Annotated in this window: 22 protein-coding genes and 1 riboswitch; of the genes, 20 read left to right on the top strand and 2 right to left on the bottom strand. The window is 47.4% G+C overall.

What is annotated here, in order from left to right:
• The first annotated feature begins 108 nt into the window (after positions 1-108).
• The 19 genes from lysA (at position 109) to FHS16_RS22030 (ending at position 17,811) form a co-directional block, all read left to right on the top strand.
• Positions 109-1,440: a diaminopimelate decarboxylase gene (gene lysA / locus FHS16_RS22120; protein WP_183567891.1), complete on the top strand. Its 1,332-nt coding sequence runs from the start codon at positions 109-111 to the stop codon at positions 1,438-1,440.
• Positions 1,441-1,493: 53 nt separating this feature from the next.
• Entirely contained in the window at positions 1,494-1,925 is a 432-nt protein-coding gene (locus FHS16_RS22115; RefSeq protein ID WP_183567888.1) for a peptidylprolyl isomerase, read from the top strand.
• 33 nt (positions 1,926-1,958) lie between these two features.
• Positions 1,959-2,168: riboswitch (FMN riboswitch) on the top strand.
• Between the two features lie 220 nt (positions 2,169-2,388).
• Positions 2,389-3,486, top strand: a complete 1,098-nt coding sequence (ribD, locus tag FHS16_RS22110; RefSeq protein WP_183568159.1) for a bifunctional diaminohydroxyphosphoribosylaminopyrimidine deaminase/5-amino-6-(5-phosphoribosylamino)uracil reductase RibD — start codon at positions 2,389-2,391, stop codon at positions 3,484-3,486.
• A gap of 109 nt (positions 3,487-3,595) precedes the next feature.
• Positions 3,596-4,255 (top strand): riboflavin synthase, encoded by a 660-nt coding sequence (ribE, locus tag FHS16_RS22105; protein WP_183567885.1) that lies wholly within the window; start codon positions 3,596-3,598, stop codon positions 4,253-4,255.
• Between the two features lie 73 nt (positions 4,256-4,328).
• A complete protein-coding gene (locus FHS16_RS22100) occupies positions 4,329-5,564 on the top strand; it encodes a bifunctional 3,4-dihydroxy-2-butanone-4-phosphate synthase/GTP cyclohydrolase II (protein WP_183567882.1) in 1,236 nt (411 codons plus the stop codon).
• Between the two features lie 43 nt (positions 5,565-5,607).
• A complete protein-coding gene (gene ribH / locus FHS16_RS22095; protein WP_138753451.1) occupies positions 5,608-6,078 on the top strand; it encodes a 6,7-dimethyl-8-ribityllumazine synthase in 471 nt (156 codons plus the stop codon).
• Positions 6,079-6,113: 35 nt separating this feature from the next.
• The gene (locus FHS16_RS22090; protein WP_183567879.1) at positions 6,114-6,893 is read left to right on the top strand and encodes a segregation and condensation protein A; all 780 of its coding nucleotides are present in this window, start codon (positions 6,114-6,116) and stop codon (positions 6,891-6,893) included.
• Complete coding sequence (gene scpB, locus FHS16_RS22085) at positions 6,862-7,464, top strand: SMC-Scp complex subunit ScpB (RefSeq protein WP_183567877.1); 603 nt, start codon at positions 6,862-6,864, stop codon at positions 7,462-7,464. Before FHS16_RS22090 ends, scpB begins: the two co-directional genes overlap by 32 nt.
• Positions 7,465-7,522: 58 nt before the next feature.
• Positions 7,523-8,215, top strand: coding sequence for a DUF2953 domain-containing protein (locus tag FHS16_RS22080; protein WP_183567874.1), 693 nt, complete (start codon positions 7,523-7,525; stop codon positions 8,213-8,215).
• Positions 8,188-8,667, top strand: coding sequence for a GerW family sporulation protein (gene ytfJ / locus FHS16_RS22075; RefSeq protein ID WP_183567871.1), 480 nt, complete (start codon positions 8,188-8,190; stop codon positions 8,665-8,667). The genes FHS16_RS22080 and ytfJ overlap by 28 nt, the downstream gene beginning before the upstream one ends.
• A gap of 170 nt (positions 8,668-8,837) precedes the next feature.
• On the top strand, positions 8,838-9,986 hold the full coding sequence (locus FHS16_RS22070) for a D-alanyl-D-alanine carboxypeptidase family protein (RefSeq protein WP_246431900.1): 1,149 nt from the start codon (positions 8,838-8,840) through the stop codon (positions 9,984-9,986).
• A gap of 68 nt (positions 9,987-10,054) precedes the next feature.
• On the top strand, positions 10,055-10,711 hold the full coding sequence (locus tag FHS16_RS22065) for a nucleoside recognition domain-containing protein (protein WP_183567868.1): 657 nt from the start codon (positions 10,055-10,057) through the stop codon (positions 10,709-10,711).
• Positions 10,712-10,736: 25 nt separating this feature from the next.
• Complete coding sequence (locus FHS16_RS22060) at positions 10,737-11,240, top strand: spore maturation protein (RefSeq protein WP_183568153.1); 504 nt, start codon at positions 10,737-10,739, stop codon at positions 11,238-11,240.
• Positions 11,241-11,294: 54 nt separating this feature from the next.
• Positions 11,295-12,041 carry a pseudouridine synthase gene (locus FHS16_RS22055; protein ID WP_183568150.1) on the top strand — a complete coding sequence of 249 codons (747 nt, stop codon included), beginning with the start codon at positions 11,295-11,297 and terminating at the stop codon, positions 12,039-12,041.
• A gap of 87 nt (positions 12,042-12,128) precedes the next feature.
• Positions 12,129-12,659: a redoxin domain-containing protein gene (locus FHS16_RS22050; RefSeq protein ID WP_183567865.1), complete on the top strand. Its 531-nt coding sequence runs from the start codon at positions 12,129-12,131 to the stop codon at positions 12,657-12,659.
• Between the two features lie 17 nt (positions 12,660-12,676).
• On the top strand, positions 12,677-14,335 hold the full coding sequence (resB, locus tag FHS16_RS22045; protein ID WP_183568147.1) for a cytochrome c biogenesis protein ResB: 1,659 nt from the start codon (positions 12,677-12,679) through the stop codon (positions 14,333-14,335).
• Positions 14,332-15,591 (top strand): cytochrome c biogenesis protein CcsA, encoded by a 1,260-nt coding sequence (gene ccsA, locus FHS16_RS22040; RefSeq protein ID WP_183567862.1) that lies wholly within the window; start codon positions 14,332-14,334, stop codon positions 15,589-15,591. The genes resB and ccsA overlap by 4 nt, the downstream gene beginning before the upstream one ends.
• Before the next feature lie 27 nt (positions 15,592-15,618).
• Positions 15,619-16,335, top strand: coding sequence for a response regulator transcription factor (locus tag FHS16_RS22035; RefSeq protein ID WP_138753462.1), 717 nt, complete (start codon positions 15,619-15,621; stop codon positions 16,333-16,335).
• Positions 16,336-17,811, top strand: a complete 1,476-nt coding sequence (locus tag FHS16_RS22030; protein ID WP_183567859.1) for a HAMP domain-containing sensor histidine kinase — start codon at positions 16,336-16,338, stop codon at positions 17,809-17,811. It abuts the gene before it with no gap.
• 108 nt (positions 17,812-17,919) lie between these two features.
• Here the strand turns inward: FHS16_RS22030 and serA are convergent, their stop codons facing one another.
• Complete coding sequence (serA, locus tag FHS16_RS22025) at positions 17,920-19,512, bottom strand: phosphoglycerate dehydrogenase (RefSeq protein WP_183567856.1); 1,593 nt, start codon at positions 19,510-19,512, stop codon at positions 17,920-17,922.
• A 240-nt stretch (positions 19,513-19,752) separates the two neighbouring features.
• Between serA and FHS16_RS22020 the strand changes: the two genes are divergently transcribed.
• Positions 19,753-20,079, top strand: coding sequence for a rhodanese-like domain-containing protein (locus FHS16_RS22020; protein WP_183567853.1), 327 nt, complete (start codon positions 19,753-19,755; stop codon positions 20,077-20,079).
• Positions 20,080-20,101: 22 nt separating this feature from the next.
• Here the strand turns inward: FHS16_RS22020 and FHS16_RS22015 are convergent, their stop codons facing one another.
• On the bottom strand, positions 20,102-21,022 hold the full coding sequence (locus tag FHS16_RS22015; protein WP_183567850.1) for a hypothetical protein: 921 nt from the start codon (positions 21,020-21,022) through the stop codon (positions 20,102-20,104).
• Positions 21,023-21,084: the final 62 nt, after the last annotated feature.

Genomic DNA, 21,084 nt, shown 5'->3' with positions numbered 1-21,084 from the left:
TGGATTTATCCATTTCGCATGGCGGGTAGATTGCGTTATAATTGTGCTATTGATGCAAATTCTATCCGTTCTATCTGCAAGCAGATAGAAGAAAGCTGAGGGGAAATTATGTACCTGCATGGAACTAGTAAAATTAACACTCAAGGACATTTGGAAATTGGCGGCTGCGATGTAGCTGATTTGGCTGCACAGTTTGGTACGCCACTTTATATTGTGGACGAGGCTCTCGTTCGTCAGCGTGCAAGTGAATATGTCGAGGCTTTCAAAGCTTCAGGCCTGCGATTCCAAGTTGCATACGCGAGCAAAGCGTTTAGCGTAATGGCAATGTGCGCAATCGCAGAGCAAGAAGGACTGTCGCTTGACGTTGTATCTGACGGAGAGCTTTATACGGCCATGCAAGCGGGTTTCCCGGCTGAGCGCATTCATTTCCACGGAAACAATAAGACGCCTGAGGAAATCAATATGGCGCTTGATGCAGGAATCGGCTGCTTCGTAGTTGACAACTTCATGGAGCTGCAGCTGTTGAACGCGCTTGCTGGCGATAAAGGCAAAAAAGTCAACATCCTGCTTCGTATTACGCCAGGCGTTGAAGCACATACGCATGATTACATTTCTACTGGCCAACAGGATTCCAAGTTCGGCTTCGATCTAGGAAATGGCGCTGCGAAACAAGCGATTCAAGAAGCGCTTGCTTTGCCAAACCTTATCATTCTAGGCGTCCATTCGCATATCGGTTCACAAATCTTCGAGGTTGAAGGCTTCCGTATGGCTGTGGACAAAGTAGCTGATTTCGCGGTTGCAATCCGCAATGAGCTTGACCTAACGTTTAAAGTAATCAATCTTGGCGGAGGTTTCGGCATCCGTTATGTAGAAGGCGATACTCCACTTCCGATCAGCGAATACGTAGCTGCTATCACAGGCGCGATAATTACGAATTTCACGAATGCGGAATTCCCGCTGCCTGAGATTTGGGTAGAGCCGGGCCGCAGCATGGTTGGCGATGCTGGAACAACCTTGTACACAGTCGGAACAAGCAAAAACATCCCAGGCGTTCGTAAATACATCGCAGTAGACGGCGGTATGACGGACAACCCCCGCCCAGCTCTTTACCAATCCAAATATGAAGCCGTGCTTGCGAATCGCGCGAATGATGCGGTTGAAGAGACGGTTTCCATTGCGGGCAAATGCTGTGAAAGCGGCGATATGCTGATCTGGGATTTGGAATTGCCGAAAGCTGAAAACGGCGATCTGCTTGCTGTTTTCTGTACGGGTGCTTATAATTATGCAATGGCGAGCAACTATAACCGCATTCGTCGTCCAGCTGTTGTTTTCGTTAAAGACGGCCAGGCAGACCTTGCTGTTAAACGAGAATCGCTAGAAAATATCGTATGTAATGATGTCATTCCGGCAAGACTTCAAAAATCACCGCTTGCGAAATAAGGGCGAAATTGGTAACGTAGTCTTATCTGGATAAAAGAAAGGTAGATGCAGCAATGGCAAAACAAGCAAAAATCACACTAGCAAACGGCGGAGAGGTTCTTATCGATCTATTCGATCAAGACGCGCCGAACACTGTAGCAAACTTTGAGAAGCTTGCTAACGACGGTTTCTACAACGGTCTCACATTCCACCGTGTTATTCCGGGCTTTGTCGCTCAAGGCGGTTGCCCGAACGGGACAGGGACAGGCGGTCCTGGCTACCAAATCGATTGCGAAATCAACCCGAATAAACATGAGCGCGGTACGCTTGCTATGGCCCATGCCGGCCGTAACACAGGCGGCAGCCAGTTCTATATCGGCTATGCACCACAGCCGCATTTGGATGGTGGACATACTGTTTTCGGTAAGGTTTCTAAAGGCATGGAGTTTGTTGACGCGTTCAAAGGCGGAGACAAAATGGAAAAGGTTGAAGTTGAATCAATTTAGTGTTAATATACTAACTATAATTATGTAAGTGCAGCTTTCCTTCGGGGTCAGGTGAAATTCCTAACCGGCGGTGATCGGGCAAGCATAGAGGGATCGGATAACCGAACCTCTATGCTGTCCGTCAGTCCGTGACCCGGGCTAACGGTTTGTCTATCGTCTTTATGGACGATAGCAGCGAATTAGAACGGTGGACCTGGTGTAAATCCGGGACCGACAGTACAGTCTGGATGGGAGAAGGGGATGCTTCGACAGCTATAACAATCCGTTTATTTGCGTGTGTGCTTTATTTCACATGTGAACTAGGCTTGTTTCTTTAGCGTATTTTACAAACCGAAATTGCACGGAGTGCAAATTGGATTAGTCGGGACTTAAAACCGACAACGCCGATCGGTTTTGTCGTAGTTACCTGTTTTATCTTTCATCACCCCTTCGGATTGATTGCCGATAGGGGTGTTTTTTGTTGTTGGACATTTTAAATGATGAGTATTATATGGGGTTAGCGCTCGATATGGCAGCCAAAGCTTCCGGTCAGACTGGCATTAATCCAGTCGTCGGCTGCGTCGTCGTCAAAGATGGGCGAATCATCGGAATCGGAACGCATCTTAAGCGGGGTACCGGTCATGCGGAGGTTCATGCTTTGCAAATGGCTGGTGCTGAGGCTGAAGGCGCGACGGTATACGTTACGCTTGAGCCATGCAGTCATTTTGGCAAAACGCCTCCTTGCTGTGAGCGTATTATCGATGCGAAAGCAGCGCGAGTTGTCGTTGCCAGCGGCGATCCAAACCCCGAGGTGTCCGGTAAAGGCATCGCAAGGCTGCGGGAAGAAGGCATTGCAGTTACAGTAGGCGTACTGGAACAACGCTCTCAGCAATTAAATGAAAAATTCAATAAATACATTACATCTAGAATCCCATTCGTGACGTTAAAAACGGCCAGCACCCTTGATGGCAAGATCGCTTCCAGCACGGGCGACAGCCGCTGGGTAACCGGCGCGATTGCTCGAGAGCAGGTGCACACGCTCCGTCATCAGCATGAGGCGATTATGGTCGGCATTGGAACCGTTCTTGCAGATGATCCGCTGCTGAACACGAGAGCGGCTGTTCCCGCACTTGATCCGGTTAGAATCATCGTCGATTCAAAGCTTCGATTGCCGCTGACTGCTAGGGTCGTCGTTGACCGAACGGTCAGGACGATCGTAATGACTTCCAGTCAAGCAAGTGAGGAACGGCGAGGTGATCTGGAAGCAGCGGGCATTGAGGTTATCGTTTGCGGTTCTGGTGACAAGGTCGATTTGGTTGATGGCATGGCGAAGCTTGGCGCACTTGAAATTGGTTCGATCCTGCTAGAAGGCGGAGGTCAACTGAACGGAGCAATGCTCGAAGCAGGCCTTATCGATAAAATCATTCTATATTATGCAACCAAAATCATCGGTGGGCTGCATGCACCTGGCACGTTCACGTTTCCTGGTTATGAGAAAATGGCGGATGCCGTACAACTAGAGCGTGTCAGCGTTGATATGGCTGGCGAAGACATCTGTGTGTCCGGTTATCCAGTCTATTAACCTGACGAACCGAGTTATAATCATGCTTACGGAGTAGGTTTGCTACAGCAAACCTAAGTTGATGCTTACGGAGTAGGTTTGCTACAGCAAACCTTTAAGGAGGAAGCCCATGTTTACCGGATTAGTGGAAGAAGTGGGGAAAATGAAAGGAATCACGAAGCAGGGCGAAGCGATGCGTATCGTCGTTGGCGCAGACCGCGTCACCGACGGCGTTATGCTCGGTGACAGCATCTCAGTCAATGGCGTATGCTTGACAGTCACGGCCTTTGATCGATTTTCATTTTCGGCTGATGTGATGCCTGAGACTTATCGAAAGTCAAATCTTCATGAACTGCGGGCAGGAGAGCGTGTGAATTTAGAGCGTGCCATGCTGGCAGGCGGGCGTTTCGGCGGGCATATTGTTCAAGGGCATGTGGATAGCACGGGGAAAATCATGAAACGCCACTCGGATGCTAATGCTGTCGTATATCACATTCATCTGGATGACGCGGACATGCTGCGTTATGTTATTCCAAAAGGATCCATAACCATTGATGGCATAAGCCTTACCGTGGTGGATACAAGCGCGCATTCCTTTTCCGTTTCGATTATACCGCACACGCTTGGAGAAACAGCGTTGCAGCAGAAGCATGCTGGGGATACGGTTAACATTGAATGCGACGTCATCGGGAAATACGTTGACCATCTGTTGAATTTCAAAAGGCCTGAGAACATAAGAGCTGAATCCAAGCTGAGCACCTCTTTCCTGATGGAAAATGGTTTTTTATAAGCCTTAAGCCAACAGGCGAACACAGCTTTGAACAGGTATACAAGCATAATAGTCACAAAGGAGGGAATTCCATATGGAGCAAATAGAGAACAATCCATTTGATAAAATCGAAGATGCGCTGGAAGATCTGAAGCAAGGCAAGCCGATTATTGTCGTTGATGACGAGGATCGCGAGAATGAAGGCGACCTGATCGCCTTGGCGGACCGTACGACGCCCGAGGTCATTAATTTCATGATTACAGAGGCTAGAGGGCTTGTATGTGTTCCCATTACTCAGGAGCGTGCAGAGCAGCTGGATTTGCCGCCAATGGTTACGCATAACACGGATTACCATGGCACGGCTTTCACGGTATCCGTCGATTTTGTAGGAACGACGACAGGAATCTCAGCCTATGAACGATCACAAACAGTGAAGGCGCTTATCGATCCGTCGACCAAGGCTTCTGATTTCCGCAGGCCTGGTCATATTTTTCCTTTGATTGCGAAATCAGGAGGCGTGCTGCGCCGTGCTGGGCATACAGAAGCAGCGATCGATCTAGCCATTATGTGCGGCTCTGAGCCAGCAGGCGCGATTTGCGAAATTATCAATGAAGACGGAACGATGGCTCGGCTGCCTGATTTGCTGGTTTTCAAAGAAAAACACAATCTAAAGCTCATTACGATTCAAGAGCTGATTCAATATCGCAATGCGAAGGAAAAACTGGTTGAGCGTGCAGTCGACGTCAAGCTTCCTACTGATTTCGGAACATTTCGTGCGATTGCCTATACTAATTTCGTTGATAATAAAGAGCATATCGCACTTGTTAAAGGCGAGATCAATGCGGATGTTCCAGTGCTTGTGAGGGTGCATTCCGAATGCCTGACCGGCGATGTATTCCATTCTCATCGTTGCGACTGCGGACCACAGCTGGAGGCTGCGCTTAGGCAGATCGAGGAAGCTGGCAGCGGCGTTCTTCTCTACATGCGCCAAGAGGGAAGAGGGATCGGTCTTATCAACAAGCTGAAGGCTTACGAGCTTCAGGAGCAGGGCCTTGATACGGTAGATGCAAATTTAAAGCTTGGCTTTCCGGCCGATTTGCGCGATTATGGAATAGGCGCGCAAATTCTGAAGGATCTTGGCGTCCGTCAGATGCGGTTGATGACCAACAATCCGCGTAAAATCAAAGGTCTTGAGGGCTATGGCCTTGAGGTAGTGGAACGCGTACCGATTCAGATGGAAACGAAGGAAGACAACAAAAGCTACCTGAGAACGAAGAAATCCAAGCTGGGACATTTGCTCAGCTTTGAAGATATTGACTACATCATTTAAAAAAACGACTACATCATTTAAAATAACGAGAGGAAGATGACAAATGACACGAATTTATGAGGGACATTTAGTATCGGAAGGTTTAAAATACGGAGTAGTAGTAGGACGTTTCAATGAGTTTATTTCGAGCAAGCTGCTTGGAGGCGCCCTTGATGCATTCAAACGACATGGCGCACAGGATTCCGATGTTGAGGTTGCTTGGGTTCCAGGCGCGTTCGAAATACCGCTAATCGCTCAAAAAATGGCCGAAAGCGGCAAATATGATGCGGTCATAACGCTTGGTGCGGTTATTCGCGGTTCAACTCCGCATTTCGATTTTGTTTGCAACGAGGCGGCAAAAGGTGTTGCTGCGATTGCGCTAAAAACAGGCGTGCCAACCATTTTCGGCGTGCTTACGGTGGATTCAATTGAGCAAGCGATCGAGCGCGCCGGAACGAAAGCGGGCAACAAAGGGTACGAAGCAGCTGCCAGTGCGATTGAAATGGCGAATTTGACTAAACAATTGCAAGGCTAAGCAGCGAAGATAAGGCTAGGCGGGAGGAAATGTAAGTGTCGGTGCTTTATAAGCTGGATTCTTTTGAGGGGCCGCTTGATCTATTGCTTCACTTGATCGACAAAGCCGAGATCGATATCCATGAAGTATCTATCAGCGAGATAACGATTCAATATATGGATTACTTGCATGCGATGAAGGAGCTGGAGCTAGAGGTAACAAGTGAGTTTCTAGTGATGGCGGCTACTCTCTTGGCGATAAAAAGCAAGCAGCTTCTTCCGAAGCCCCCCGTATTTGAGGATGATTACGAGGATTGGCCCGATGACGGGCTCGATCCGAGAGACGAGCTCATTCAGAAGCTCGTAGAATATCGAAAGTTCAAGCAAATTGCCGAGCAGCTGCGCGAGAAAGAAGTCGAGCGCAGCCTCGTCTATTCGCGCGAGCCGGAGGATATGTCGCCTTTTATGAAGGAAGAAAAGGTGAATCCGGTAGAGGGCGTCCACCTCTCCGACTTAATTTCGGCTTTTCAGAAGGCGCTGCGCCGGGCTGCAAGGCGGAATGTCGTATCAACGATTCAACGGGATGAGATTTCGGTCAAGGATCGGATCCGGGATATCGTCGATGTGCTGAAGCAGTTTGAAACGGTTCGTTTTTCTCGGCTCATTCGTGAAAATATGGACAGGCATGAAATCGTAGTCACTTTTCTCGCGATTCTGGAGCTGATGAAGATGAAGCATATTCGTTGCTTTCAACACCAGCTCTTTGACGACATCGTTATTCATTGGAGAGGAGAGTCGTCACAAAGTGGATTATCAGAAGTTGAAGACGATTATTGAGGGTCTGCTTTTCATGGCAGGCGATGAAGGCTTGACTAAACGGCAGCTGGCGGATATTTTGGAGCTGGATGCTGATCTTGCATCGGATCTCGTATATGATTTGCAGCGGGATCTGGAGCGCGAGGGACGAGGCATACAGATTGCGGAGGTTGCGGCGTCCTATCGATTAACTACACATTTGGAGCATGCGCCTTATTTTGAGAGGATGGCCTACACGCCAACTCGTTCACAGCTCTCGCAGGCTGCGCTCGAGACGCTCTCCATCGTAGCTTATCGACAGCCCATAACGAGAATATCAATTGAAGAAATTCGCGGTGTAAAGAGCGACCGTGCGATACAGTCGCTCGTCTCCAAGGATTTAATCGAAGAAGTAGGCCGAGCAGAACAAATCGGACGGCCAATCTTATATGGTACAACGAAATCATTTCTTGATTATTTCGGATTACCCTCCATTAAAGAGCTGCCAGAGCCTGGCAATGTCGATATCGACGATGCGTTAGAGGAGCAGACGCAGCTGTTATTCGAGCGTTTGGACGGCAAGCAAATGACAATTGAAGAAATTAAAGAATGAGATTTGGCCGCCGGGTCATACTATATTCAACCCATATTAGGGAAACGGAGGAAGCATCATGATGCTCAGTTACCCTTACGGTTGGATGACGGCGGCCAGTCTCTTTTTTTTGCTCATTTTAATAATGGTACTAAGCTCTCAAGTTGTCATAAAAGGACATTTGCAGAGAATTGGGCATAATGATGACGCTGAAGTGAACATAAAAGCACTTTTTGGAATCATCCGTTATACCTTGAAAGTGCCGATTATTCAATTTACCGGTACATCGGTCCAACTAAAGGAAGAGGTCTCGAAAACGAGCGCAGGCATCAATACGTGGAAAGAGTTTAACAAGGATATCGATGCGGATAAGGTGGTATCTGGGATCGATAAGTTAAAGCATCTGCTGGAAATGACACGCAATCTGACGGGCTGGGCTAGAAAAACACTGACAAAGGTTCGCCTATTGGAGTGGAAGTGGCATACCTCGGTTGGCACTGGCGATGCGATGTGGACAGCGATGTCAACGGGATTGGTATGGTCCGTAAAAACTTCGATTATCGGGTTGATATCGCAGATGGTAAAGCTGCAAGCTGAGCCTCAAATGAAAGTTCAGCCGATTTATCAACGAACCGCTTTCACGACCGAGTGGTCATGCATAGCACAAATCCGCTTCGGTTATGCTATTCTTGCCGGACTTCAGCTTTTGGTTCGGATGAGAAAGATGAAAGGAGGCGTCAAAGCATGGCAGAACATCCTATTCAAGGCTTAATGCAAACCGCAATGGAAAATATTAAAGAAATGGTTGACGTCAATACGATTGTTGGCGACCCTGTTCAAACGCCGGACGGAAGCATCATTATGCCGATCTCAAAGGTTGGCTTCGGATTTGTAGCAGGAGGCAGCGACATACGGCTGGATGACGTCGATCATAAAAACCAATCCGATGCGCAGCATGCTTCAGTTGCTATGCCATTCGGCGGGGGAAGCGGGGGCGGCGTATCCATAACGCCAATCGCCTTTCTCGTAGTTGGTACGCATGGCGTGAAAATTGTACCGCTCGACAATCAAACGCATTTGCTGGAGCGTGTTATCGATTCAGCTCCGCATGTGTTTGATAAGCTGCAATCCATGATGAAACAGCCGTCCAGCACGACTGCATATGTTGATCCGTCACCAACCGTAATTAGCGGACATGTGGACACTAACGATCACCTCTTATGACATAACTGCCCGAGAGGGCAGTTTTTCATTTTTTGTTGGCTGTTTTCGTCTAGAGCAAGATGTACAAGCATATACTGAAAGAGACACAGGCTTTATCTACTATCGCTAGGAGAGGGGCAAGAACGAACATGCATGTCGGCTATATGCGAAAAATCGTTGCGCTTTGGCTTATGCTTGCTTTACTGATTGGGACAAGCAGTCTAGAGAATGCAACTGCAAATCCGAGCGCGCTCTACACGAATGCCAAGGGCTCGGCATTGATTGATGTAGAGAGCGGCCGTTTAATCTACAGCAGCAACGGCGATACCTCGATGCGCATTGCAAGCTTAACTAAAATTATGACAGCTATTGTAGCTATTGATAATGGCAAGCTGACCGACATGGTGAAAACCAGCAAGCGTGCGGTTGGCAAAGAAGGATCTTCAATCTATCTTCAGCTAGGCGAAGAAATGAGCCTGCTTCATATGCTGTACGGGCTTATGCTAAGATCCGGCAATGATGCAGCAACGGCTATTGCGGAGCATGTAGGGGGATCAGAAGAAGGCTTCGTACACCTGATGAATGAGAAAGCAGCGTTCCTTGGACTTACGCATACCCAATTTAAAAATCCGCATGGCTTGGACGAAGATGGGCATTATTCGTCAGCGAATGATTTGGCCAAGCTTACCGCATATGCTCTGAAAAATGATGTGTTTGCTGAAATTGTAAGCACACGCGTCAAAAAGGTGCCAAACCCGCATGAAAAATGGGAATACAGCTATACGAATAAAAACAAAATGCTTTCCATGTATGAAGGCGCAGACGGCGTTAAAACCGGTTACACCAAAAAATCACTCCGCTGCCTTGTAAGCTCGGCGACGAGAGATGGCCAACAATTAGCAGCAGTAACGATTAATGACGGCGATGACTGGTCCGACCATCGGAAGATGCTCGACTGGGGCTTTAAGCATTATCCGCTTCAAGAAATTGCAGTTAAAGGTCAGCAAATAGCCGGTTACCCTTACACGATTGGACAATCCTTCAAATATCCGATCGCTGATAATGAAACGGACGGCGTTCAATCTCGATTAGTGCTTCACAATGTTGATTCTATTCGGTCGACCTTTGGCGAGCGAGGTTTGCTCGAATGGTATATGGGCGATCGACTTATTGGTTCAGTACCTGTGTATGATCTGGCAAGTCCAAAGCTCGAGCAGTCTTCAAAATCACCAAAAGCGCTTCAATCCTTAGCCGAGTTTCAAAAAGCAGACCATCAAGGCGGAAGTGACATAATGATGAGTTCTATAGTAAAAGTGCTGGATGCCTTATTTATGCACTGAATTCAGCTAGGCGCGGGAGACGCTGGTTGAAACGGACTTGTATTGCGTAGCTTGGGGAGGCGACCAAAATGGTAAACTGGATTTGGCTGTTTTTTATTGTAGCAAGTGTCATTGTAGCAGCGGTAACAGGGAAAATGGATGCGGTGACGCAGGCTGCCTTCGAAGGAGCCAAATCAGGCGTCACCGTAAGCTTTGGATTAATTAGCATTATGGTATTCTGGCTTGGAATGATGCGAATAGCCGAAGATGCTGGTCTTCTGCAGACACTAGCAAAAATGCTGGGCCCGCTTGTAAGAAAGCTGTTTCCAGACGTACCTCGCAACCATCCGGCAATTGGTTACATCATGAGTAATTTGAGCGCGAATTTATTCGGTTTAGGGAATGCTGCAACGCCAATGGGAATTAAAGCGATGCAGGAGCTGCAGAAGCTGAACCCAAATCCGGAGACGGCGACGCCTGCAATGTGTACGCTTCTGGCTTTAAATACATCAAGTATTACCATTATTCCTACAACGCTGATTGCTATTCGAATGAATTACGGTTCTGCTAACCCAGCCGAAATCATCGGAACGACATTAGCCGCTACTTTTGTAGCGACCTCAGCTGCCATACTTGCGGATCGCTGGTATAGAAGGAAATCGCCGCCTCCGATGGCGCCGCCAGCATCTAAGTCAACAAGTATGAAAGCAAGCCCGCAAGGAGTTGGGGGTGAGTCCGTTGTATAGCGTATTTACAAGCTTGTCTGCATGGATGATTCCGGCAATTATCGTATTTATTCCGCTTTATGCAGCTTTAAGGCGCAAAGTACCCGTTTATGAAACGTTTGTAGAGGGAGCGAAGGATGGCTTCGGGACAGCCATCAATATCATTCCACATCTTGTTGGTATGATGGTTGCTATCAGCATGTTCCGCTCTTCGGGAGCGTTAGAGCTCATGCTGTCGGCAGTCAGACCGTTGTTTGATTGGGCGGGAATACCGAGCGAGGTGCTGCCTCTTGGCATATTACGCCCTTTAACAGGGGCTGGCTCTTTGGCCTTTACGACCGATTTAATCCAAACCTTTGGCCCTGATTCCATGATTGGCAGAATTGCTTCTACGATACAAGGAAGCACGGACACAACATTATATGTACTCACCGTTTATTTTGGGGCAGTCGGCATTCGAAAATCACGATATGCCCTGAAAGTTGGTTTATTTTCTGATCTGGTCGGTTTTTTTGCTGCTATTTTAATTTGCTTATACATATTCGGCTAGTGAAGCTTGTACTTTCTTCGTCATATCGTTATGATGGAGATTGAGGTGAAAGCATTGGAACGTTTACAGAAAATATTAGCCGCTGCGGGAATCGCTTCCCGTCGCAAATGTGAAGAAATGATTTTGGCAGGCATGGTTGAGCTTAATGGTGAGAAAGTAACGACGCTTGGCGTGAAAGCAGACCCGGCAGTCGACGTCATTACCGTTAACGGGAAGACGATACGGAGCGAGAAGAAGCTCTATCTCATGCTCAACAAATCGAAAGGGGTTATCACGAGCGCCAAGGATCCGCAGGGCCGCAAAGTGGTTTCCGATTTCTTGCCAGGAATCAAAGAGAGAGTTTATCCGGTCGGGCGATTGGATTATGATACGGAGGGTCTCCTTCTTCTAACCAATGATGGAGAGTTTGCTAATTTGCTTACGCATCCAAGTCATCACGTACCCAAAACCTATCGTGCAACTGTCAAAGGCGTACCTCACGGAACCGCGCTAGAGCAGCTTCAGAAGGGTATTAAGCTGAAGGATGGCATGACTGCTCCGGCAGAAGTGGAATACCACGACGTGGACACGGACAGTAACGAGGCAACAATAACCATTACAATATTCGAAGGACGCAATCGCCAAGTTCGCCGTATGTTCGAAGCAATCGGACACAAGGTAACAAGGCTGAAGCGGATACGATTTGGTGAGCTGGGACTTGAAAATCTCGCCCGGGGAAAGTATCGTCATTTAACGCCCGTGGAAATCAAGGAATTGCTTGATATTGCAAATAGCAAGACACATAAAGTTCATAAAAAGTAATCGACGGCGGCAGTAATTGCCGTCGACTTTTCGTTATAATGGTAATATTCGTGACTGCATAGAGAGAAGCTGGTGGTGAATTCAATTATGGGAAAATCGCGCAAAACGGTACAAATTGTTATCCTGATTGCCGTCTTGATCATAGGTGGGTATGCAATTGGGTCTACTTTATTTGCTGCTGATGATAAAGGCCCTTTGAAGGAAGGAGACAAGCCGCCTGCGTTTGAGCTTGTCGATTTAGAAGGCACTTCGAGAAAATTGTCTGATTATGAAGGGAAGGCCGTCGTAGTCAACTTTTGGGGAACGTTCTGCCCGCCATGCGTCAAGGAAATGCCTGAGTTTGAGAGACAGTATGCAAAGTGGAAGGATCAAGGGTTGGTTATTCTTGCGATTAATTTAAGCGAGGATACGTTGACTGTCAACAACTTTGTGCGCCGATTCGAACTGAATTATCCAATCTTGCGTGACGTTAATCGGAAGACGGAGCGCAGCTACGGATTAAAGTCTTATCCGACTACTTTCTTCATAAATCCCGATGGGACGTTAATGGAAATTAAAGTAGGCGGGATGACGGAAGCGGAGATTGACGACCGAATTGAGAGATTGCTTAAGCTTTAGGAGGTTGTATCGTGTTAGTGGTTGAAAACACAAAGTGCGAGTGCGGACATCAGAATGCAATCGGAACCGTGCTTTGCGAGAGCTGCGGCAAGCCGCTCGAAAACAATGTAGAATCTGACTTGCCTTTGGAAATGCGATATGACGGAGTGGCCCGACGTTCGCAGAAAAGCAATCCGAATTACATTGATAAGATATGGAATTTCTTCTCATCAGTCAAAATCGCGATTTATTTGATCATTATTACGTTTTTGACCGCTATGCTGGGAACGATCTATCCACAGGAAAATACCTTTATCAACAACTTCGATCCATCCGTTTATTATGAAGAGACCTACGGATTGCCGGGCAAGCTTTATTACTTGTCAGGTTTGTCGCATACGTATGAAACCTGGTGGTTTATCGGTTTGTTGGTCATGATCGGAACATCGCTGGTTATTTGCAGCCTTGACCGTGTATTGCCGCTTTACCGGGCACTGAGCAAGCAGCAAATTCGAAAGCATCTACAGTTTATACATCGGCAGAAAACGGTGTATAAGCAGACCATTGATGGCGATGAAGAGAAGTGGGTGCAGGATTTCGGCGCTCAGCTTAAACGAAAAGGATATCGGATTCACCGTGACGGATCGGCGCTGCTTGCAGAAAAGAATCGCTTTAGCCGTTGGGGACCTTACATTAACCACATTGGGCTTATCTTGTTTCTATTGGCCATACTGGCAAGAAGCATTCCAAGCTGGCAAATGGACAGCTACATAACGATACCCGATGGTGATACCATTCAAATCGCAGATACGAATTATTTTGTGAAAAACGAAAAATTTACAGTAGAGTACTACAGAGATGAGGAGCTCCCGGACAAGCTCAAAGGGACTGCGCGAGCAAAGCTTTTTGAAACGAAGGCCGTTCTGTATGAGTGTATAAGCAATTGCACGGATCAAGCAAAGCAGCCTGAACTTAAAGAAGTGAAGCGGCATAACATCATCGTTAATGAACCGCTTAAGTACAAGGGCTTGAAGCTGTATCAATTCGACTTTGACACGACCCCGCGATTGAATGCCGTTCATCCTATTCTGGTAGACAAACAAACGGGTGAGAAATACGGGCCGTTTGATCTACCGATGAAGGATTCCGAGCTGCAGCATAAGCTTGGGCCATATACACTAGATTTATATGCTAATTACATGGAATTCGCTATCGGTGATGATGGAGAACCAACAACTTTATCCCGTGATCCGATTGCTCCGGCTTTTGTCTTTACGGTGAAGGGTCCTGGGCTGGACCCTGCCGGGGAACCATATATGTATTTCCCGATGCAGAAGGATAAGGTGAAATTCTCACAGGATGTCATTAACCATGCGATTGCCGACAAGATTGAGATTCGCGTCGATGGGATGGAAAACGTTGACTTCTCCGAAGCTTCGACTTATTTGAATGTTCGGATGGATCGTGCATTGCCATATGTATGGGTGGGAGCAGCTTTTTCGATGGTTGGATTGCTAATGGGCTCATACTGGCAGCATCGGCGGATTTGGCTTCGAGTCGATGACGGGGAGCTTTCACTGGGGGCTCATACGAACAAAAACTGGTACGGTATGCGCTCAGATGTTGCGGGAGCGCTTCAAAAAATAGGGATAACCGTAGATCCGAAGTCGCTTGATAACGGAGGGAACAACGCGTGAGTTTAGTTGATTTTAGCAGCGACGCATTTATTGTCGCATTTTTTCTTTATTGTTTTGCATTTATGTTTTATGTCATTGCGATTGCGGGCAAGAAATGGAGCAACCGTGACCCCATCCAGCATGAGAAGCGCTGGGGGCGCATCGCGTTTATTACTTCAAGTCTCGGTTTGGCATCGCATTTGACTTTCTTCTTCACTAGATGGGCAGGGAGCGGACAAATTCCTACGAGCAATATGTATGAATTTATGACTTTCCTAGGCATGGCCATTATGATCGCTTTCACAATCGTTTTTGCCATTTACAGAAAGCCGCTGCTTGGGATGTTTTCCTTGCCGCTTACCGTTATTATCGTGGCATATGCTTCCGTATTTCCGCAGGAGGTACAGCCTTTAATACCGGCGCTTAATAACTACTGGCTCAAGGTGCATGTTACGACGGCCGCTCTTGGCGAAGCCTTTTTTGCAGTTGGCTTCGCGGCGGGTATGATGTACTTGCTGCGTGTCGTTGATTTCAAAGGTAAAACGAAGGAAGCAAAGCGTTCGCAGTTCTGGGTTGAATTCTCGCTTTACTCCATTATTTTGATTGTTGGCTTCATTGTTGCTGTCTTTGCGTTCCGTGGCGCTGGCTACGAAGCGCAATTCATTCAGGAGAAGTCAAGCATAGACGGCAAAGGCACGGAATCAACGATTACGGAAACGGTCGACTATACGCTGCCGCCTATTGTCAAACCATATAACAGTGATATCGTGAAGGCAGATTCCTTCTTAGGAATGGAAAAGCCGATCTTTGAAGCTCCGTATTGGATGAACGGTGTCAATTCGGGCCGTAAGCTTAACACAGTTGTATGGTCCATCATTGCAGGCAGCTTGCTATATGGCTTGCTGCGCTTAGCATTCCGCAAACCGTTGGGTGCGGTCATTCATCCGATGATGGAGGGCGTTGATCCCGAAGATCTGGATGAAATCAGCTATCGCTCCATCGCGATCGGCTTTCCGATCTTTACGCTCGGTGCATTAATATTTGCGATGATCTGGGCGAATATCGCTTGGGGACGCTTCTGGGGATGGGATCCGAAGGAAGTTTGGGCGCTCATTACGTGGCTTTACTACAGTGCTTACTTGCACTTCCGTTTATCGCGCGGCTGGCAGGGCAAGCCTTCGGCTTGGCTTGCAGTAATCGGCTTCGTAGTCGTATTGTTCACGCTGGTTGGGGTTAACCTCGTTATTGCAGGCTTGCATTCCTATTCCGGTGTTTAGTATTTAGTTTGAGAGGAGTTTTGCCCGATGTCCGATTATTCAAGCCGTATATTGGTCGTAGACGATGAAGAACGCATTCGTCGCCTGCTCAAGATGTATTTAGAGAAAGAAGGCTATACAATCGACGAGGCGGAAGACGGCGAGACAGCGCTTAGACTTGCGTCGAATACGGATTATGCGCTCATCCTGTTAGATGTCATGCTACCGGGAATAGACGGTGTTGAGGTATGCTCACGTCTTCGCCAAGTGAAAGCAACTCCAGTCATTATGCTTACAGCAAAAGGAGAGGAGATGAACCGCGTTCAAGGCTTTGAGGTAGGCGCTGACGATTATGTGGTGAAGCCCTTTAGTCCGCGCGAAGTCATCTATCGAGTAAAAGCAATACTAAGACGATCATCTGCTACTGCTTTTCTGACGAAGGAAATCAATTCAAGCAACAATATCGTGTTTCCACATCTCATCATTGAGCATGACGCGCACCGCGTCACGGCAGGCGGCCAGGAAGTCAGCTTGACGCCTAAAGAATACGAGCTGCTGCATTATTTGGCCGTATCGCCCGATAAAGTATTCTCGCGTGAGGAGCTGCTCAAAGATGTTTGGAATTATGAGTTTTTTGGCGATTTGCGCACTGTCGACACGCATGTCAAGCGTCTGAGAGAAAAGCTGAACAAAGTTTCCCCTGATGCTGCTGCGATGATCACGACCGTATGGGGCGTTGGCTATAAGCTAGAGGTACCGAAGTAAATGAGCTTATGGCAGCGTTCGGCGGGCAAGCTTTGGCGCAGCGTGGTTGGTAAGCTTTGGGCAACGATCATGCTGCTTGTTGCTGTCGTTTTATTAATCGTTGGCGTATTCCTTCTGCAGTATGTCGACATTTGGGTTGAAGGCAAAACGCAGCATCAAGTAAAGGTGCTTTTTGTACTCACTGCGATCATCGGCTTTTTGTTATCTACTTTTTTTGCTTTCTTTTTGTCCAAAAAAATACAACAGCCGCTGCTGCAGCTCAAAGAAGCGGCGGTGTCCATCTCTCAAGGAAACTATTCGACTCGGGTGAATATTCGATCCAGCGATGAGATCGGAGAGCTGGCACAAACGTTTAACCATATGACGGAGCAGCTCGATAAGCTTATCCATGATTTGAATCATGAAAAAAATCATCTTGCCAGCATTTTGCGAAGCATGGGTGATTCTGTTATCACTTTCGATGCAGATGGAAAAGTGATTTTAACGAATCCAAGCGGGCATTTGCTTATCAACCAGTGGTCTGGTGTAGAGAAAGCATGGCAAGAGGACCTGTTTGAAAGCTCAACCTCATTCTCGGAAGTTCCGATGCCGCTGCGTGATCTATTCCAGAAAGTGATGGAAGAGGGCCGTGATGCGACGGACAATGTTCATGTAATGAGCAGCGTCTGGTCTGCCGTGATGGCGCCTCTTCAATCCAAAGGCGTTATCAGGGGAGCAGTCGCGGTCATTCGGAACGTTACCGAGGAGCATAAGCTTGAGAAGCTGAGAAGAGATTTTGTGGCGAATATCTCCCATGAGATCAGGACGCCGCTTTCTATGCTGCAAGGCTATAGCGAAGCTCTTCTGGACGATATCGTGGTCTCAGACGAGGATCGCAAGGAGCTTGTCCAGGTCATATATGATGAATCCTTGCGAATGGGCAGATTAGTCAATGATTTTCTGGACATAGCGCGCATGGAAGCTGGTCATGTGGATATGAACTTCCAAGAGCTTGATCTTAGGCATGTCCTTAAACGTGTTCATCGGAAATTCCAGGTTTATGCGAAGGAACGCGAAGTGAAGCTTCATGCGGAGATGCCACTCGAGCCATTAATGGTCAAAGAAGCGGATGAGGATCGCTTGGAGCAGGTTTTGACCAATCTGCTCGATAATGCCCTCAGGCATACGCCTTCAGGCAAATCCATTACGATTGCTGGACAGCTTGAAAGAGTCAACGCCAGTGAGTACGTGCAGCTTAGCGTTAGAGATGAAGGACAAGGTATCCCCTCTGAGGATTTGCCTTACATCTTCGAACGCTTCTATAAGGCAGACAAGGCTCGCAAACGGGGAACGGCTAGCGGAACAGGTCTGGGACTTGCGATCGTCAAAACCTTCATTGATCTGCATCATGGCCGTATCGTTGTTGACAGCAATGCAGGAAAGGGAACGTCCTTTACGTTATTGCTTCCTGTCGAAGCGCATCAGTCGTTGTCATAGCGTCCCTTAGGGGGCGCTTTTTTTGTAGAATACAGCAGATAATTCTTGTTGCTCGTGAAACAAAAACAGCCAATCAGACGATCTGATTGGCTGTTTCTTGTCATTTTATTAGAAAAGAGTAATTTCTTTCGCGGTGTTAAGCTCAGGCATGCTTGTAAGCTGCTCAAGAACTTCTTTAGGAGTTGCTTTATCCACTCGAAGCACCATGATGGCAGAGCCGCCAACCAGCTGACGACCAACCTGCATCGTCGCAATGTTAACATCATTATTGCCAAGCAATGTTCCAACGCGGCCGATAATACCAGGCTTGTCGTTGTGCGAGATAAGGATAAGATTGCCTTCAGGCGTAACGTCAACCGGGAATTTGTCGATTTGCACGATACGTGGACCATAGCCAGTGAGCAGCGTACCGGAAACGACGCGCTCTTCCTTCTTTGTGCGAAGAGCTACCGTTACAAGGTTCGTGAAATCCTTAGACGCATGCGATTTCTGGATTACGATATTAACATCGCGAACTTTGGCTAGATGCAGGGAGTTGACAACATTGACCTGCTCCGAGCCAAGGTGATGTGCAAGCACGCCGCGTACGATGTGACGAGTAAGCGGTTGAGTATCAACCTCAGCAAGCTCACCGGCATAACCGACTACGATCTCGATAACAGCACCTTCCGTTGCCTGAGCAATAAAGTTGCCAAGCTTCTCGCCAAGAGTAAAGTATGGCTGAAGGATGCTCTGCAAATTAGCCGGAATTGGAGGCATGTTAACCGCATTGATAAACGGCTCGCTGCGTAAAATGTGAAGAACCTGCTCAGAAACGTCGATAGCTACGTTTTCTTGCGCTTCAACCGTAGACGCGCCAAGGTGCGGCGTTACGATGATTTTGGGATGAGTCAGGAAAGGATGGTCATCAGCCGGCGGCTCAACCTCGAACACATCGAATGCAGCACCAGCAACAATGCCTGCATCGACAGCGTCGACCAATGCGATTTCATCAATGATGCCGCCGCGTGCGCAGTTGATGATGCGCATGCCAGGTTTCATAACCTCGAATTGTGCTTTTCCAATCATGTGGCGAGTTTCCGGCGTAAGTGGTGTATGTACGGTCATGAAATCAGCATTACGTACGATATCATCTACGCTTGCAAGCTTAACGCCGATTTTCTCAGCTCTTTCTTCCGTCATAAACGGATCGTAACCCATGATTTCCATGCCGAAAGCTTTAGCGCGCTTTGCTACTTCACTGCCGATACGACCCATTCCAAGAACACCCAGCGTTTTGCCACGAAGCTCTACGCCAAGGAAGGATTTGCGATCCCATGTACCGTTAACGGTCTTCATGTAAGCCTGAGGAATATGACGGGCAACCGCCATCATCATGGCAAAAGTATGCTCGCAAGTTGTAATCGTGTTGCCGTCAGGAGCGTTGATTACGATAATGCCGCGTTGTGTTGCTGCATCAAGGTCGATATTATCGACACCTACGCCAGCACGACCAACCACTTTAAGCTGTTTGCCAGCTTCCATGATTTTGGCAGTAACGCGTGTTTGACTGCGAACGAGCAACGCATCGTATTCGCCAATAATGGCAACCAATTCGTCTTCGCTTAATCCAGGTTTTTTGTCGACTGCGACATCTGACGCATCAACAAGCTGCTGAATGCCCAAATCGCTAATTGGATCGGAAACTAACACTTTAAACATGTGAAGTATGCCTCCTAAATTGGTGCTAAGCTCCAAGGCTTCGCTTAATATGAACAGAAAAACCCTCAACCCGGCACCGTTGTGCAGCAGCGGGACGAGAGTTTGATCATCGATCTCAGACTTTTCTATTTTAATGCAACGGGGTGGACAAAAGCAATCCTCAAACTTGCTGAAATGTGAAAATTTCGTTATGATTCTAGCATCATAAGCTGCAAAATACGACAGGGGAGGTCTTTATTCATGAGGAATTGGCAGGATGTGACAGCGCAATTCATGCTTGATTTATTGGAAAACGGACAAATAGCGGCGAATCAACTTATCGATGTCAGGGAAGAGTTTGAATGGGATTATTACCATTTGGAGACCTCTGTTCTAATACCGATGAATACGATCCCTAATCGCTTAAACGAACTAATGGATACGAAACCTATCTATATCGTATGCGCTCACGGAGTACGCAGCGCTGCGGTATGCGAATACTTAGAAAAACAAGGCTACAGCAGTCTCCACAACGTTACCGGCGGGATGGCAGCTATAGCCTCGTTACAAGGATTTCAATACGATTAATGGATACTAATTCATAACCAAATTAATTGGTATCGGAAGTAAAGAATGGAAGCTGCGGCAGCAATTCATGCTGATAGAACCGTAATTTACTTTCGGTAAAGTCACCTGTACGAACGGCTTCGGTATTAATGAGAAGGTCAACGACTGCGGACACGGTATGCACCTTCATTTTGGCTGGTTGCCCGGAATCAATGAACTCATCTACTCGGCTCGTCAAGTCCTGAGGATAGTAGCTTGTCAGCTTTTTACGAGTCATGAGCTGATCAGCCATCAGCTTGTTTTTTATCGTGATCGTGAGATCCTTCCACTGCGTCAGCTGAAGCAGGGATGGAGATTTGTACTCAGCTGGGATATCAAGATCGACGGTAGCTGCCCATTTCAACATGGCTGAGTAATAAGCTTGCTGCGCGCTAAGCGCGAATTGTGAAGCCGATAAATAATTTTTTTCTTGCTCGATATTTTTCTTAAGCTCGTTGATCGCTAAAGTTTTGGAGCTCGTAGCTGCCTTAGTTGAGGCATCCTTGAATAGCTTAAGGCTTCTGATATAGCTGACCTGGGCTTGTCCTAGCAACGGAGACCTTTGCATATCAACTGAGCTTGCATCCTTCGCTTTCTCTTCGGCTAGGCTAGCCAAGTCTTTGAACATGGAAGTTGCATCATTTGTTTTTCCTTGCAACAGCTTATTCATTGCAGCGAACCATTCGTTTTGAAATTCACGGTAAGGCAAAAATACAGTATGATAGAAAGAGACCAAATCTTGCTGCTGGTAAGGGCTTACAGTTGCTGCAGCGTTTTTTGCGCCAAGCTCTTCCTTTTCATACTTGGCTTCTGTTTTTTCACTGCCAATTTGAATGCCGTAGAAAAAGGCGCCTACTGCGCAAACGAGCATGAAAACAAATCCAATACTAAATAACATTGCCGTAGCGGTTAATCTTTTTTCCATCTCTCTCTATCTCCTTCTATGTAAAAAAATTAGGCTGTCGATTAGTCCTATCAGTATAGGTG

The organism is Paenibacillus endophyticus, assembly GCF_014192395.1.
Lineage (GTDB): Bacteria > Bacillota > Bacilli > Paenibacillales > Paenibacillaceae > Pristimantibacillus > Pristimantibacillus endophyticus.
This window is presented reverse-complemented; position numbering and strand designations above follow the sequence as displayed.